Consider the following 15055-nt stretch of genomic DNA (forward strand, 5'->3'; position numbering starts at 1 on the left):
CTTAAAATATACTCAATATTGAGTATTGAACATGTCAAAAAAGTTTTTAAATGTTGCTTTTATGAAACTAAAGCAGGTGAAAAGCGATATGTAACCGAAATTTTAGTGAATGAGCTATTGCTTTTAGGAGGGAAATAATTAAGGGCAATTTGCAATGAAAAATGAGGTCGTCTAAAATGTAATTTTAGACGATTTTTTTTAGATCCAAACTCAATTTCGCAACTAGCATTAACTCAGATTTATTAATGTTTGCAACAGAAGCAGCAATTTTTCCAGCAGTTTTTATGATAAGACTGTTTATTTCTTTTGTAAATAAAGAAGGGTGTTCATTTTTGAAATCTAAAAATTCGTTATAACAAGTTTTTGAATCTGAAAAGCCTTCGTTATTCATCCAATCAAAAACAGTTTCAATTTGGTAAGCAGCATCAGAATGAAAATCATCATCAACAGCATCAACTTTTGTCCATTTACTTTTTACAACCTCTTTTAATGCATTAAATTCGGATTCTTCGACAATATTGTCTGCAGCAGCTATTGCGTAAAATAATTTACCTAGATTTTCATAAAATGAAATCATAGTTTGTTGTGAAGGTTTCATATGAAATAATTTATGGTTATAGGTAAAATTAAATGATAATAACATCATATTTTATGATATTAATCAGTATTGTATATCGATTTAATGACTTAAAATATGAAGTTATTTATTTTCTAGTGTTATTCTTAGGAGTATTGATTGTTATGTGTTAAAAACATCACAAAAAAAGTGCATTTAACCTCCTAATAAATAATGAAAAACATTTTTTTGTAACTTACAAAATGATTTAAATTTAAATTTTTATGCCCAATTATACACTTCATATTAATGGAAAAGAGTGCACTGTAAACGCAGATGCAGACACACCTCTTTTATGGATATTAAGAGATGAACTAGATTTAGTAGGAACAAAATTCGGTTGTGGAATTGCCCAATGTGGAGCTTGTACTGTACATATAGATGGAGTAGCTACAAGAAGTTGTCAAATGCAAGTTTCTATTTTAGATGGATTAAAAATCACTACTATAGAGGGTTTATCTGTAGATGGTAAGCACCCCGTACAAGAAGCTTGGAAAGAGATTGATGTTCCGCAATGTGGATATTGTCAAGCAGGTCAGATAATGACAGCATCAGCATTTTTAACAGAGAATAAAAATCCATCAAAAGAAGAAATTAGAGAAGCAATGCAAGGAAATATATGTAGATGTGCTTCATATAATAGAATAGAAAAAGCAGTTAAGTTTGCTGCAGAAAAAATGTCTTAATTTCTAAGATTTAAATAAATGAAAACAAAAATTAATACAAATTTTAGCAGAAGAAATTTTTTAAAAGCATCAGTATTAGCAAGTGGAGGTATGTTAATTGGGTTCAATTTATTAACAGCTTGTAAAAAAGATGTAGTAATGCCCTTAGATGTAGAGAGTTTAAATTTTAACGATTTTAATGCCTACATTAAAATATCTGATGAAGGGTATGTTACTATTTTTTCCCCAAACCCAGAAATTGGACAAGGTGTAAAAACATCAATGCCAATGATTATAGCAGAAGAGTTAGATGTTGAGTGGGATAAAATAAATGTGGTTCAGGCTGCCTTGGATACTAAAAACTTTTCTAATCAAGTTGCCGGTGGTAGTCAATCAATTCGCAGAAGCTGGAACATTTTAAGACAAACCGGTGCTACAGCAAAACAAATGTTGGTAAATGCAGCTGCTGTCAAATGGAAAGTAGATGCGAGTACTTGTAGAGCGTCAAAAGGATTTATCATCAATGCTAATGGAGAAAAATTAGGTTATGGAGATGTCGTAAAAGAAGCAGCAGTTTTAGAAGTTCCAAAAGATGTAAAGCTTAAAAAAGTAAAAGATTTTTCGATTATAGGCAAAGATGCAATAAATGTAGATATTGATAAAATCATCACTGGAAAACCCTTGTATGGTTTAGATTTTAAGACAGAGGATATGATGATTGCTGCTGTGTTAAGACCTCCTGCTTTTGGTCAAAAATTAGTATCTTTTGATGCTACCAAAACCAATGCAGTTGATGGGGTTGTGGAAGTGATAAAATTCGGCAATAAAATTGCAGTTTTAGCTTCTTCTACTTGGGCAGCAATGAAAGGAAAAAAAGGATTGAAAGCACAATGGAACAAAGAAAAATTAGAATCTACTAAAAATCACAATCAAATATTAAACCTTATTTTAGATGGTAAAAAGTTTAATGTACGAAGAGATGATGGAGATGTAAAAAAAGCATTTGCTAGTGCCGATAAAGTATTGGAAAGAACTTACCACTCTCCTTTTTTACCACACAATTGTTTAGAGCCAATGAATTTTTATGCTGATGTTTCGGCAGAAAAAGTACATTTAGTAGGTCCAATTCAAACTCCAAATTGGACAGTAAATAGGGTAGCCAAATTATTAGACAGAAAACCTAAAGACATTCATTGCGAAATGACAAGAATGGGTGGGGGTTTTGGAAGACGTTTGTATGGAGATTTTGCTTTAGAAGCTGCAGAAATTTCAAGTTTGGCAAACAAACCCGTTAAAGTATTTTTTTCTCGAGAAGATGATATGACAGCAGGTAGGTATAGACCTGCTATTAAATATAGAATTGCAGCTTCTTTAAAAGATGGAAAGATTACCGGGTACCACTTAAAAGAGGCAGCAATTAATGGTAACATGTACGGTTTAATTCCGCATTTTTTTCCAGCTGGTTGTATTAGCAATTATAAAGTAGAAACAGAAAACTATAAAAGTAACATTACAACAGGAGCTTGGAGAGCACCATACACTAATTTCTTGGCTTTCGCTGAACAAAGTTTTTTCGATGAGTTGGCAGAAGAATTAAATGTAGATACCATTCAATTGCGCTTAGATTTACTTCAAAATGTAAAAAACACAAAAGATAAAAATATAAAATATTCTGGACAGAGAATGGAAGATACAATAAAACTGGTCAGAGAAAAAGCCAATTGGGGTAAAAGACCTGAAGGAGTTTATCAAGGATTTGCTGCTTATTACAGTCATAATACTCATGTTGCAGAAATAGCAGAAATTGTTTTAAAAAATGGGTTGCCAGTAATTAAAAAAGTAACCGTTGCTGTAGACTGTGGAATCGTTGTAAACCCAACAGGAGCAATAAATCAAGTGCAAGGAGGGGTTTTAGACGGAATAGGACATGCCATGTATTCAGATTTTTCATTTAGTAATGGTAAACCAAATTCAAAAAATTTTGATACTTACAAACTCATTAGAATGCAAGAAACGCCAAAAGTTGAGGTACATTTTGTAAAAAATGAAAAATCACCAACAGGTTTAGGAGAACCAGGTTTACCACCCGCAGGAGGTGCAGTTGCAAATGCAATTAATGCAGCTTTAGGAAAACGTTTGTACAGTCAACCATTTGTTAATAATTTAAAAAATATATCAGTTTTTGGTTGACCCAATGTTATGAATATTTCTAATTAAAATTCACTTTTCACAAAAAATTTAGAATTAAGGTGTTATTTTCTTAATAATACCCAAAAAACGCAATAAAAACTATTAGAAAAGTACTTTATCTTTAACCTTGTTTTAACAGAATAATTTTGTTAAAATTGTAGCTTTGTTTTTCGTAAAAATTAAATCTAATACAATATTAACAATGGATGTAGATGTAAGAGCTATTAATGAAAAAATAGAGAAAGAAAGTGCCTTTATAGACATTCTTACTTTAGAAATGAATAAAGTAATTGTGGGACAAAAACAAATGATAGAAAGTTTGTTAATTGGGCTTTTAGGGAACGGTCATATTTTATTAGAAGGAGTTCCTGGGTTGGCAAAAACCTTAGCTATAAATACTTTGTCTAAAGCGGTTCAAGGTAGTTTTAGTAGAGTGCAGTTTACTCCAGATTTATTACCTGCGGATGTTGTTGGAACTATGATTTACAACATGCAAAAAAATAGTTTTGAAATTAAAAAAGGACCAATTTTTGCCAATTTTGTTTTAGCAGATGAGATAAATAGAGCGCCAGCAAAAGTACAATCTGCTTTGTTAGAAGCAATGCAAGAACGTCAGATTACTATTGGTGATGAAACGTTTAAATTAGACGAACCGTTTTTAGTAATGGCAACTCAAAACCCTGTTGAACAAGAGGGAACCTACCCTTTACCTGAAGCGCAAGTAGACCGTTTTATGTTAAAAGTGGTGATTGATTATCCGCGCTTGCAAGATGAGCAATTAATTATGCGTCAGAATTTAACTGGAGGATTTGCAACTGTAAACCCTGTAATATCTGTTGATGAAATTATAAAAGCTAGAGAGATTGCAAACGAGGTTTATATGGATGAAAAAATTGAGAAGTACATTCTTGATATCATTTTTGCAACACGTTATCCAGAAAAATATAACTTACCACAATTAAAAGATTTAATTAGTTTCGGAGCTTCTCCCAGAGGAAGTATTAATTTGGCAAAAGCTGCTAAATGTTTTGCTTTTATTAAAAGAAGAGGCTATGTAATTCCAGAAGATGTAAGAGCAGTTGTAACTGATGTTTTACGTCACAGAATCGGAATTACTTATGAAGCTGAAGCAGAAAATGTAACTTCTGTAGACATTATTAACTCAATTATCAACGAAGTAGAAGTGCCTTAAAAAAGTTGGCAGTAAAATTAGTTTTCAGTTAGCAGTTGCTTACTCAATTCTGATTTACTGAATACTTTAATTATAAAATGCTGACTGAAGACTGCAAACTGAAGACTGCATACTGAAAAATGGATACAAAAGAAATACTCAAAAAAGTTCGTAAAATAGAGATTAAGACACGTCGTTTGTCTGATCATATTTTTGGAGGTGAATACCATTCATCATTCAAAGGTCGAGGTATGACTTTTTCTGAAGTGCGACAATACCAATTTGGAGACGATGTTAGGGCGATAGACTGGAATGTTACTGCACGTTACAACGAACCTTATGTAAAGGTTTTTGAAGAAGAACGCGAATTAACGATGCTATTAATGGTAGATGTTTCTGGGTCAGAATTATTTGGTACTTCCAATCAATTTAAAAAAGAAACGGTTACAGAAATTGCCGCAACTTTAGCCTTTTCTGCTACGCAAAATAACGATAAAGTTGGATTAATTTTATTTTCTGATGATGTTGAACTTTTTATTCCTCCTAAAAAAGGAAAAAGCCATGTTTTAAGAATTATTAGAGAGTTAATCGAGTTTAAACCTAAAAGTAAAAGAACAAATATTGCCGCAGCTTTAAAGTTTTTATCTAGTGTGATGAAAAAAAGGGCTATTGTTTTTTTGTTATCCGATTTTATGGATGATGATTACGAAAAAACATTAAAAATTGCGGCAAAAAAACACGATTTAACCGGTGTTCGAGTATATGATAAACATGATGAAGAAATTCCAAATTTAGGAATGGTGCCCATGTTAGATTCTGAAACCGATACTGTTCAATTGATTAATACATCATCTAAATCGGTTAGAAATAGTTACAAAGCAAATGCATTTCGCTTACAAGATTATTATATAAACACTTTTAAAAGAGGAGGTGCTGGTACCATTAACACAAGAGTTGATGAAAGTTATGTAAAAAAATTATTAGGATATTTTAAACACAAAGGAAGGTAAAAAACCCATTTTTAACCTTCCCAAAGTTAAGAAATACTTAATTGGACACTGTTTGAAATAAAAAACAAAGAAATATTAAAAGTTGAAAAAAAATATAAATTTTATTAGAAGCGTTAGAAAAGCACAAGCTAAACGTCTTTTCTCCTTCAGAGAGAGGATTAAGGTGAGAGGCCTTTTCTTTTTTCTTTTTTCTCTTTTCTGTTTTTCTGCTTTCGCTCAAAAACCTATGGTAAAAGCAGAAATAGACACTACAAATATTAGAATAGGCGAGCAGTTTAATTTAAAGATTTCTGTTGATGAAATTCAGAATGTTATCATTCCAAAACTGCAACTAAAAGGATTAGAAATTATCGATTCTACTGCAACAGATACCTTAAAAAATTCATTAATCAGAAAATATATTTTAACAGGTTTTGATAGTGGCGCATTTTACATTCCGCAGCAACAAATTTTTGTTAAAAATCAAGCTTATTTAACTGATTCGTTATTGGTAAATGTAGCTACAGTAGCTGTAGACACAACCAAAGTAAAGAAGTTTCCTATTAAATCCATTAAAAGTGAACCTTATACTTTCGATGATTTTAAAATCTACATTTATATAGTTTTAGCTGCATTGGCTATCATTGCTTTTTGGATCTACTGGTTTGTTATTAGAAAGCGAAAAGAGGAAGAAGAAGAGCCAACTTATAGAGCTTTACCTCCTTACGAAGAAGCAATTTATCGTTTAAATGAATTGGACGAAAAACAACTTTGGCAAAACAATCAAACCAAAGAATATTACAGTGAGTTAACAGAAATTGTTCGTGGTTATATTGAGCGAGAATTAAATGTTCCTGCACTAGAAAAAACTACAGACGAGGTGTTAGATATGTTAAAAGATTTTAAAGATGCTGATGTAATTTTGACTTCACAAGAAACTATTGATAAACTAAAAAGCTTATTAAGAGAAGCCGATTTAGTAAAGTTTGCAAAATCGAAACCATTAGCGCCAGAAATCGAAGAAGACAGAAAAGATGCTGAAGACATTATCAGTAATTTAAAACCAAAACCAATTGTAGAAGAAAAAGACAAAGAAGATGGATTGGAGTAATTTTGAATTTTTAAATCCTGAGTTTCTATGGCTGCTAATTTTAATTCCATTATTAGCAGTTTGGTATTTTTTCATGCGTAAAAAAGATGCTGCAGTATTAACGATACCAAGTATAAAAGGGTTTAAGGCAGATTCGATCTTATCTAAATTAAAACCACTTTTGTATGTATTACGATTACTGGCTTTAGCAACAATTATTATTGCTTTAGCAAGACCAAGAAATGTTTCGGTAAGTAAAAAAACAAAATCAAACAGAGGGATAGATATTGTGATGGCAATTGATGTTTCTGCAAGTATGTTGGCTCGAGATTTAAAACCAAATCGTTTAGAAGCCCTGAAAAAAGTAGCGATTAATTTTGTAGATAGAAGACCAAATGATCGAATAGGAATTGTAGTTTACGCAGGAGAAAGTTTCACACAAACACCAATTACAAGTGATAAAGGCATTGTAAAAAGAACTATTTCCGAACTTAAATGGGGGCAATTAGAAGGCGGAACTGCTATTGGAATGGGCTTGGGTTCTGCCGTAAATAGATTAAAAGAAAGTACCGCAAAAAGTAAGGTTATTATTTTATTGACGGATGGAGTTAACAATTCAGGAAATATAGACCCAAGAACTGCCACAGAATTGGCTACAGAGTTAGGAATTAAAACCTATACCATTGGAATTGGAACCAACGGAATGGCAGATTTCCCCTGGAGCAGAGATCCAAGAACAGGTAAATTACAGTTTAGAAAGCAGCAAGTAGAAATAGATGAGGCCCTCTTAAAAGAAATAGCAGAAAAAACAGAAGGAAAGTATTTTAGAGCCACAGATAATACCTCATTAAAAGAAATTTATGATGAGATTGATAAGCTAGAAAAAACAAAAATAGAAGAGTTTAAGTATTATAATTATCAAGAAAAATTTAGAATTTTTGTTTTTTTAGGATTAGGGTTTTTGTTGTTAGAATTTATATTAAGAAATACATTATTTAAGAGTTTTATATAAAAATGTACAGAATAGAAGAACCAATTTATTTTACTTTACTTGCAATTATTCCAGGAATGATTGTAATATTTCTATTGGTTTTATGGTGGAAAAAAAGAACGCAAAAGAAATTTTCTGACCTAAATTTATTACAAAGATTAGCACCAAATTCATCAGTATTTAAATCAACTTTAAAACTTGTTGTTTTTTTAATCGGAATTACTTTTTTAATTATTTCTTTAGTAAATCCTAAAATGGGAACCAAACTAAAAACTGTTAAAAGAGAAGGTGTAGATATCGTCTTTGCATTAGATGTTTCTAAAAGTATGTTGGCAGAAGATATTGCTCCTAATCGTTTAGAGAAAGCAAAACAAATCATCTCTAAAATCATTGATAAATTAGGTTCAGATAGAGTAGGAATCATTATTTATGCAGGTAACTCATACCCACTTTTACCCATAACTACAGATCATGCAGCTGCGAATATGTTTTTGCAAAATGCAAATCCAGATATGGTTTCTAGCCAAGGAACAGCCATTAATGAAGCTTTAGAATTAGCTAAAACGTATTATAATAATGATGAACAAACAAATCGTTTTTTAATTATTATTTCTGATGGTGAAGATCATCAAGAAGAAACCAAACAAGTTGCTAATAATTTAGCAAATGATGGTGTAAAAATTTACACTATTGGGGTAGGAACAGAAAATGGTGGCCCAATTCCGATGCGATTGAATGGTTCTATGATTGGTTACAAAAAAGATAGAAAAGGAGAAACTGTAATTACCAAACTAAAACCAGATATTTTACAAGGAATAGCAGATGCTGCCGATGGAGAATATATTGATGGAAATGTAACCGAAAAACCTGTGAAAGTTATTGCAGATATTATTGCAAATGCAGAAAAGAATGAGTTTGAAACCAAACAATTTTCAGACTATAAAGATCAATTTCAATGGTTTTTGGCATTAGGTTTGCTATTCTTAGTTGCAGATATATTTTTATTTGAAAAGAAGACAAAATGGCTGAAAAAAGTTGATTTGTTTAATGAAGAAAATCCAAAGAAATAAAATGAAAAATTTACAATATGTTTTGCTAGTCTTTTTAGTGCTATTTTCTTCCAAAGAAATTTTAGCGCAAAAAGATTCTATTGCAGCGCAAAGAAAAGCCAGAAAATTCTTGCGTCAAGGAAACGATTTATACAAAAAACAAAAATTTACAGATGCTTCTGTAGCATATCGAAAAGCTCTAGGAAAGAACGCGAATTATGATAAAGCATCATATAATATGGGAAATGCTTTGTATCAAAGTAAAAACTATAAAGAAGCGATTCCGCAATATGAATTAACGGCAGAAACAGCTAAAGATAAATTTACACGAGCAGAAGCTTTCCATAATATTGGTAACGCTATGATGGAGTCTAAAAACTATCAAGGAGCTGTAGATGCGTATAAAAATTCTTTACGTAATAACCCTAATGATGATGAAACGCGTTATAATTTAGCTGTCGCTAAAAAGTTGTTGGATAAACAAAATAAAGACAATAAAAACGACAAGAACAAAGATAACAAGGACAACAAAGACAAGGATAGAAAAGATAAAGACGATAAAAACAAAGACAAGAATAAAGACAAAGACGGAAAAGATAAAGACAAGGATAAAAAAGACGATAAAGACGGAGATAAAGATCAGAATAAGGATAAAGACAAAAAACAAGATCCTAAAAACAATAAAGACGATAAAAACAAGAAAAAACCGAAACCTCAGCAAGGTAAAATGACGCCTCAGCAAATTAAACAGTTGTTAGAAAGTTTAAATAACGAAGAGAAAAAGACTCAGAAAAAAATGAATGCGAGAAAAGCAAAAGGTAAAAAGGTTAAACAAGAAAAAGATTGGTAAATTAGTAATCTTAAGAAATAGATGATGAAGTTGAAATTTTACATATCAATAATTATAACACTACTAACAGTTTCTGTTGTAGCTCAAGAAGCAGAATTGACTGCTAAAGTGAGTAAAAATAAGTTGGGTGTAAATCAGCGTTTGCGAATTGAGTTTTCTATTAACAAACAAGGAGGAGATCATTTTTCTCCCCCAGATTTTAAAAACTTTAAAGTTGTTGGTGGTCCAAGTCAATCGGTTAGTCAATCTTGGATCAATGGAAAAGTAAGTTTTTCGCAATCCTACACTTATATTATTCAACCCAAAAGAAAAGGAGAAGTAAATATTGGTGCTGCTAGTATTAAAATTGGAGGGAAAACAATTAAATCTAAACCCATTAAAGTTATTGTTTTAGATGCTGTAGAATTGCCTAAAAACCCTAATGATCCTAATTATATAGCTCAACAAAATATTCATTTAGTGGCAGAAATTTCTAAATCTAGACCCTATGTAGGAGAAGGAATTTATGTGGAATACAGACTTTATGTAAGTGAAAACATTAATGTTTATGATTATGGAGTATCGGAAGCACCAAAATATAGTGGTTTTTGGAATCAAGATATAAAAATGAATGGTTTTCCTGTAAAAATGGGAAAATATAATGGTGAAGATTACAGATATGTAGTCATGCAAAAAGCATTATTAATTCCAACAAAAACGGGTAATTTGGTTTTAGATCCAATGAAAATGGATATTGTAATCGGAGTTCCAACAGGAAGAGCAGATTTTTTTGGAAATGTAATTACAAGAAATATTCGAAAAGAATTTTCGTCTGCTAAAAAAGTTATTCGCCCAAAAAGTCTTCCTTTAGAAGGTAAACCAGAAAACTTTACTGGAGCTGTTGGAGATTTTAATTTTGCAGTTACACTTAGTAAAGATATTTTAAAATCTAACGAAAGTTCTCAAATTAAAGTAGGTGTTACCGGAAAAGGAAACTTAAAATTATTCGAATTGCCAGAAGTTACTACTCCTGTGGAATTAGAGAAGTATCAACCAGAAAGAAAAGAAAAAGTTAGAGTAAGTTCATCAGGAATTTCAGGAACAGTTTCCGATTTATATACTGTGGTACCACAATATAAAGGGAAATATAAAATACCAAATGTTACTTTTTCTTATTTTAATCCAAAAGAAGAAAAATATTACACACTTTCATCTGAAGATTTATATGTAGATGTTATCGAAGGAAAAGAGTTGATTACAAATACCGATAAATTTGATAATTCTGTACAAAAACAAACCGTTAAATTAACAGGGAAGAATTTTAGATATATTCAAACTAAAAGTTCTTTTGAAGCTTTAGAGAAAGAAGATTTTTTTAAATCAAATTTATACTACCTTCTATTATTGTTGCCTTTAATCGCGATTCCTGTTGGTGTTTTTATAGGAAAACAAAATGAAGCGAGAAGTAATGATATTGTTGGAAATAAGTTAAGAAAAGCTAATAGGTTAGCTAAGAAATACCTGTCTGAAGCCAAAAAACAGTTGGGTAATAAAGAAGCGTTTTACGAAGCTTTAGAACGTGCTTTACACAATTATTTAAAAGCTAAGTTAGGGATAGAAACTACAGATATCAGCAAAGAGAAAATCACACAAATTTTAAAAGATAAAAATGTCGATGAAACTACTAAAAAGCAATTTATTGATGTTTTAAAAAGTTCGGATTTTGCAAGATATACTCCAATTACAGATACTGAAATGGAAGCAGAGTTTGACCGAGCAAAAGAAGTTATTGTTCAATTAGATAAACAGTTGTAATTATGAGAAAAGTACTTTTTTTACTGTTAATAATTGCTAGCCAAGTTACTGCGCAAAGTTTAGATAGCTTGTTTGTTTCTGCAAATGAATTGTACAAAAAAGGAAAATTTGAAGAAGCTATTTCTGCTTATAAAAAAATAGAATCTGATAAAGTTATTTCATCAGAATTGTATTATAACTTAGGAAACTCTTACTACAAGCTCAATAAAGTTGGACCCTCTATATATTATTACGAGAAAGCATTACAATTAAATCCTTTAAACGAAGATGCAAAAAACAACTTAGTATTTGCAAAACGTTTAGCATTAGATAATATTGAGGATTTACCTCAAACTTTTATTCAGAAATTAAATACAAGCTATTTGCAAAAAATTTCATACAACCAATGGGCAATGGTAGTTGTTCTATTTTCTTTTTTAGGAGGATTATTATTTTTATTTTACTACTATGCTTATTCTTCTTCTAAAAAGAGACTGTTTTTTATAACAAGTATGGTTTGTTTTTTCTTTTTAGTGCTATCAATTTTTATTACTTACAACCAATATAATTTTTCACAAAACAATAAAGAAGCCATTGTTTTTGCAGAAAAAACAGAAGTTAGAAATGCACCGACTTTAAATTCTGAAGCAATATTTGTACTTCATGAAGGAACAAAAGTGATTGTTTTAGATGCTGTTGACAATTGGAAAAAAATAAAATTAGCAGATGGTAAATTGGGTTGGATGATTTCTTCAGAAATTAAAGAATTAGAAGATTTTTAAAAAAATTAACATATTTTTTAAAAAGCTTTCATATTTTTAACGCTTCAATAATAAATTTTGAGTTGAGAGTAAAGATTGCACTTTTTTTTTCGGTATTATTTCTAACCCTAATGGTATCGCCTACAGTAATAAGCCTTACAGATAGTAGTCATAATTTATCTATGCTTATAGATTTTGGAGAAGAAGAGGAAAGTAAAGGAAAAGAATCTTCAGAGTCTAAAGTAGATTCTGAGTTAAAAATTCATCCTTCATCATCTAACAAATCTTTATTATTGGATAACTTTTCAAATGCTATAAGTGTGATTTTTCATTCAAATAATTACATTTCAGAATATCCAAAGATTACTACACCACCACCAAAATTTGTGCTATAACATTTCAGTTTTAGTATTAAAAATCAATTCATTTTAATTTAACAAACTCTAAGTAAAATGCTTAGAGTAAAAAATATTTTATATATGTTTAAACACATAAAAAGTGATTTACCAGCAAGTATTGTGGTATTTTTCGTAGCATTACCTTTATGTTTAGGTATTGCATTAGCAAGTGGAGCACCTCTTTTTTCAGGTCTTATTGCGGGAATTGTAGGTGGAATTGTAGTTGGGGGTTTAAGTGGCTCTAAGATTGGAGTTAGTGGTCCTGCAGCAGGTCTAGCAGCAATAGTTTTAACTGCCATAGGTACATTGGGGGGGTATCAAAACTTTTTAGTAGCAGTAGTAATTGGTGGAGCTATTCAGATAATTTTTGGGTTCTTAAGAGCAGGAATTATTGGATATTACTTTCCATCATCAGTAATAAAAGGAATGCTTACAGGTATTGGAATTATAATTATTCTAAAACAAATACCTCATTTTTTTGGTTTTGATTCTGATCCAGAAGGAGATTTTGCTTTCTTCCAAGTAGATGGACAGAATACATTTTCAGAAATTTTTATGGCTTTAAATAATATTAGTTTAGGGTCTACGATTGTTGGGTTTATAGGTTTAGGAATATTAATTCTTTGGAGTAATGTTTTATCGAAAAAAGGAAAAATTTTCCAGCTAATCCAAGGTCCTTTGGTTGCTGTGGTTTTTGGAATTGTGTATTTTTTTATTACGAGTCAAGATTCTAAATACGGTATTAGCTCAAAACATTTGGTAAGCGTACCAGTACCTGATAGTTTCGATATGTTTATGTCGCAATTTAGTTTCCCTAATTTTAGTGCAATATCTAATCCTGAAATTTGGGTAGTTGGTTTTACAATTGCCTTGGTAGCAAGTTTAGAAACGCTTTTATGTGTTGAGGCAACAGACAAATTGGATCCTCATAAAAATGTAACACCAACCAATAGAGAATTGTTAGCTCAAGGAACAGGAAATATTATTTCTGGTATGATTGGAGGTTTGCCTATAACTCAGGTAATTGTTAGAAGTTCTGCTAATATTCAATCAGGAGGAAGAACAAAAATGAGTGCGATAATACACGGTTTCTTTTTATTAATTTCAGTGATTTTAATTCCGACTTTATTAAATAAAATACCACTTTCTGTTTTAGCGGCAGTTTTATTAGTAGTAGGTTATAAATTAGCAAAACCTGCACTCTTTAAAAAGATGTATAAATTAGGGTGGAAACAGTTTATCCCATTTACTGTAACTGTTTTAGGTATTGTTTTTACAGATTTATTAGTCGGTATTGGTCTTGGTTTAGGAGTTGGAATAATTGTGATCTTAATCAAAAGTTTTCAAAACTCTCACTTTTTGCATATTGAAGATAAAAGTAATGGAGTACACAAAATTAAAATGACACTGGCTGAAGAAGTTACCTTTTTTAACAAAGGTGCAATCTTAAAAGAACTATATAGCCTACCAAGAGATACTTACTTAGAATTAGACGTAAGAAAGACGAGGTATTTAGATAACGATATCATTGAAATTTTGGATGATTTTGCAATAAAGGCAAAAGAAAGAAACATAGATATTAAGTTAATTTCTGAAAGAGGAATTATTGAAAATCCTACCAGTTATATCGAGTTTTTTAAACTTAGAAAAAAAACGGCTTAAATTTAAAAATCATGAATAAAAAATATAGAATTTTGGTTTTGTCCGATGTTAATAATTCTATTGATAATATCATTCAAAGTGCTTTAAATTTAGCAAAAGTAATAAAAGCAGATATCGAGTTTTTATGTGTAAAAAAACCATCAGAAATGATTGGTAAAGAAAGCCAACTTTCTGCCATAAGAACTATAAACAGAGAGTTTATTACCACTTCTAATAAAGTAAAAGAGCTCCTTTTAGAAGCCAAAAAAGGCAGTAATATAAATGTAGATTACAAAGTTTCTATTGGTAACCTTAAAGATGAAATCAGTCAACACATAAAAACGGTTAATCCAGACATTATAGTTTTAGGAAAAAATAAACCTAAATTTTTAAAATTTACTGGAGATAAAGTCATCAACTTTATTCTTAAAGAATTTAAGGGAATGGTTATGATTGCTTCTGAGAAAAAAATGTTTGAGGTTAATGATAGCTTAAAGCCAGGTGTTCTAAATAGTCTAAGTGCTTTTAGAAAAAATCATATTATTGGTAATCTTTTAGACAATATTAAAAATCCTTTAACTAGATTTAGAATATTAGACCAAAATGAAAATTTTGTTAAAGAAGATAATGATGTAGCTTATAAAGAGTATGTTTTTGATGAAAGTGATAATGTTGTTAAAAATATTTCTAAGTATTTATCTAAGAGTAATATCAATTTATTATTTATAGATAGAAAACAAGAAAGTTTAAAAAAATCAAAAACATCTTTACAAAACATAATAAACACTTTTGATTGTTCTTTAATTTTATCGCCAAATTAAACATAGCAAAATAGGTTTATTTTAAATTTGAATAGTTAACTTTAGTTTTT

General features: G+C 30.4%; 14 protein-coding genes. 13 read left to right on the top strand and 1 reads right to left on the bottom strand.

What is annotated here, in order from left to right; translation table 11 throughout:
- Positions 1 to 184: 184 nt before the first annotated feature.
- The gene (locus DIS07_RS05945; protein WP_109404308.1) at positions 185 to 598 is read right to left on the bottom strand and encodes a hypothetical protein; all 414 of its coding nucleotides are present in this window, start codon (positions 596 to 598) and stop codon (positions 185 to 187) included.
- A gap of 242 nt (positions 599 to 840) precedes the next feature.
- On the opposite strand from DIS07_RS05945, the gene DIS07_RS05950 reads away from it, so the two are divergent.
- The 13 genes from DIS07_RS05950 (at position 841) to DIS07_RS06010 (ending at position 15005) form a co-directional block, all read left to right on the top strand.
- Entirely contained in the window at positions 841 to 1302 is a 462-nt protein-coding gene (locus tag DIS07_RS05950) for a (2Fe-2S)-binding protein (protein WP_109404309.1), read from the top strand.
- An 18-nt stretch (positions 1303 to 1320) separates the two neighbouring features.
- Positions 1321 to 3471, top strand: a complete 2151-nt coding sequence (locus DIS07_RS05955; protein ID WP_109404310.1) for a xanthine dehydrogenase family protein molybdopterin-binding subunit — start codon at positions 1321 to 1323, stop codon at positions 3469 to 3471.
- 202 nt (positions 3472 to 3673) lie between these two features.
- Entirely contained in the window at positions 3674 to 4663 is a 990-nt protein-coding gene (locus DIS07_RS05960) for an AAA family ATPase (RefSeq protein WP_109404311.1), read from the top strand.
- Positions 4664 to 4782: 119 nt separating this feature from the next.
- Positions 4783 to 5652, top strand: coding sequence for a DUF58 domain-containing protein (locus tag DIS07_RS05965; RefSeq protein ID WP_109404312.1), 870 nt, complete (start codon positions 4783 to 4785; stop codon positions 5650 to 5652).
- 157 nt (positions 5653 to 5809) lie between these two features.
- Entirely contained in the window at positions 5810 to 6742 is a 933-nt protein-coding gene (locus DIS07_RS05970) for a hypothetical protein (RefSeq protein ID WP_181374561.1), read from the top strand.
- A complete protein-coding gene (locus DIS07_RS05975) occupies positions 6729 to 7733 on the top strand; it encodes a vWA domain-containing protein (protein ID WP_109404313.1) in 1005 nt (334 codons plus the stop codon). Before DIS07_RS05970 ends, DIS07_RS05975 begins: the two co-directional genes overlap by 14 nt.
- A 2-nt stretch (positions 7734 to 7735) precedes the next feature.
- Positions 7736 to 8782: a VWA domain-containing protein gene (locus tag DIS07_RS05980; RefSeq protein ID WP_109404314.1), complete on the top strand. Its 1047-nt coding sequence runs from the start codon at positions 7736 to 7738 to the stop codon at positions 8780 to 8782.
- Between the two features lies 1 nt (position 8783).
- Complete coding sequence (locus DIS07_RS05985) at positions 8784 to 9611, top strand: tetratricopeptide repeat protein (protein ID WP_109404565.1); 828 nt, start codon at positions 8784 to 8786, stop codon at positions 9609 to 9611.
- Positions 9612 to 9635: 24 nt separating this feature from the next.
- A complete protein-coding gene (locus tag DIS07_RS05990; RefSeq protein ID WP_109404315.1) occupies positions 9636 to 11405 on the top strand; it encodes a BatD family protein in 1770 nt (589 codons plus the stop codon).
- Positions 11406 to 11407: 2 nt separating this feature from the next.
- Positions 11408 to 12166: an SH3 domain-containing protein gene (locus DIS07_RS05995; protein WP_109404316.1), complete on the top strand. Its 759-nt coding sequence runs from the start codon at positions 11408 to 11410 to the stop codon at positions 12164 to 12166.
- Between the two features lie 110 nt (positions 12167 to 12276).
- Positions 12277 to 12540 carry a hypothetical protein gene (locus tag DIS07_RS06000; protein WP_109404317.1) on the top strand — a complete coding sequence of 88 codons (264 nt, stop codon included), beginning with the start codon at positions 12277 to 12279 and terminating at the stop codon, positions 12538 to 12540.
- An 84-nt stretch (positions 12541 to 12624) separates the two neighbouring features.
- Positions 12625 to 14205 (top strand): SulP family inorganic anion transporter, encoded by a 1581-nt coding sequence (locus tag DIS07_RS06005; protein WP_109404566.1) that lies wholly within the window; start codon positions 12625 to 12627, stop codon positions 14203 to 14205.
- A gap of 11 nt (positions 14206 to 14216) precedes the next feature.
- A complete protein-coding gene (locus DIS07_RS06010) occupies positions 14217 to 15005 on the top strand; it encodes a universal stress protein (RefSeq protein WP_109404318.1) in 789 nt (262 codons plus the stop codon).
- The last annotated feature ends 50 nt before the right edge of the window (positions 15006 to 15055 follow it).

Source organism: Polaribacter aquimarinus, from assembly GCF_003129485.1.
Lineage (GTDB): Bacteria > Bacteroidota > Bacteroidia > Flavobacteriales > Flavobacteriaceae > Polaribacter > Polaribacter aquimarinus.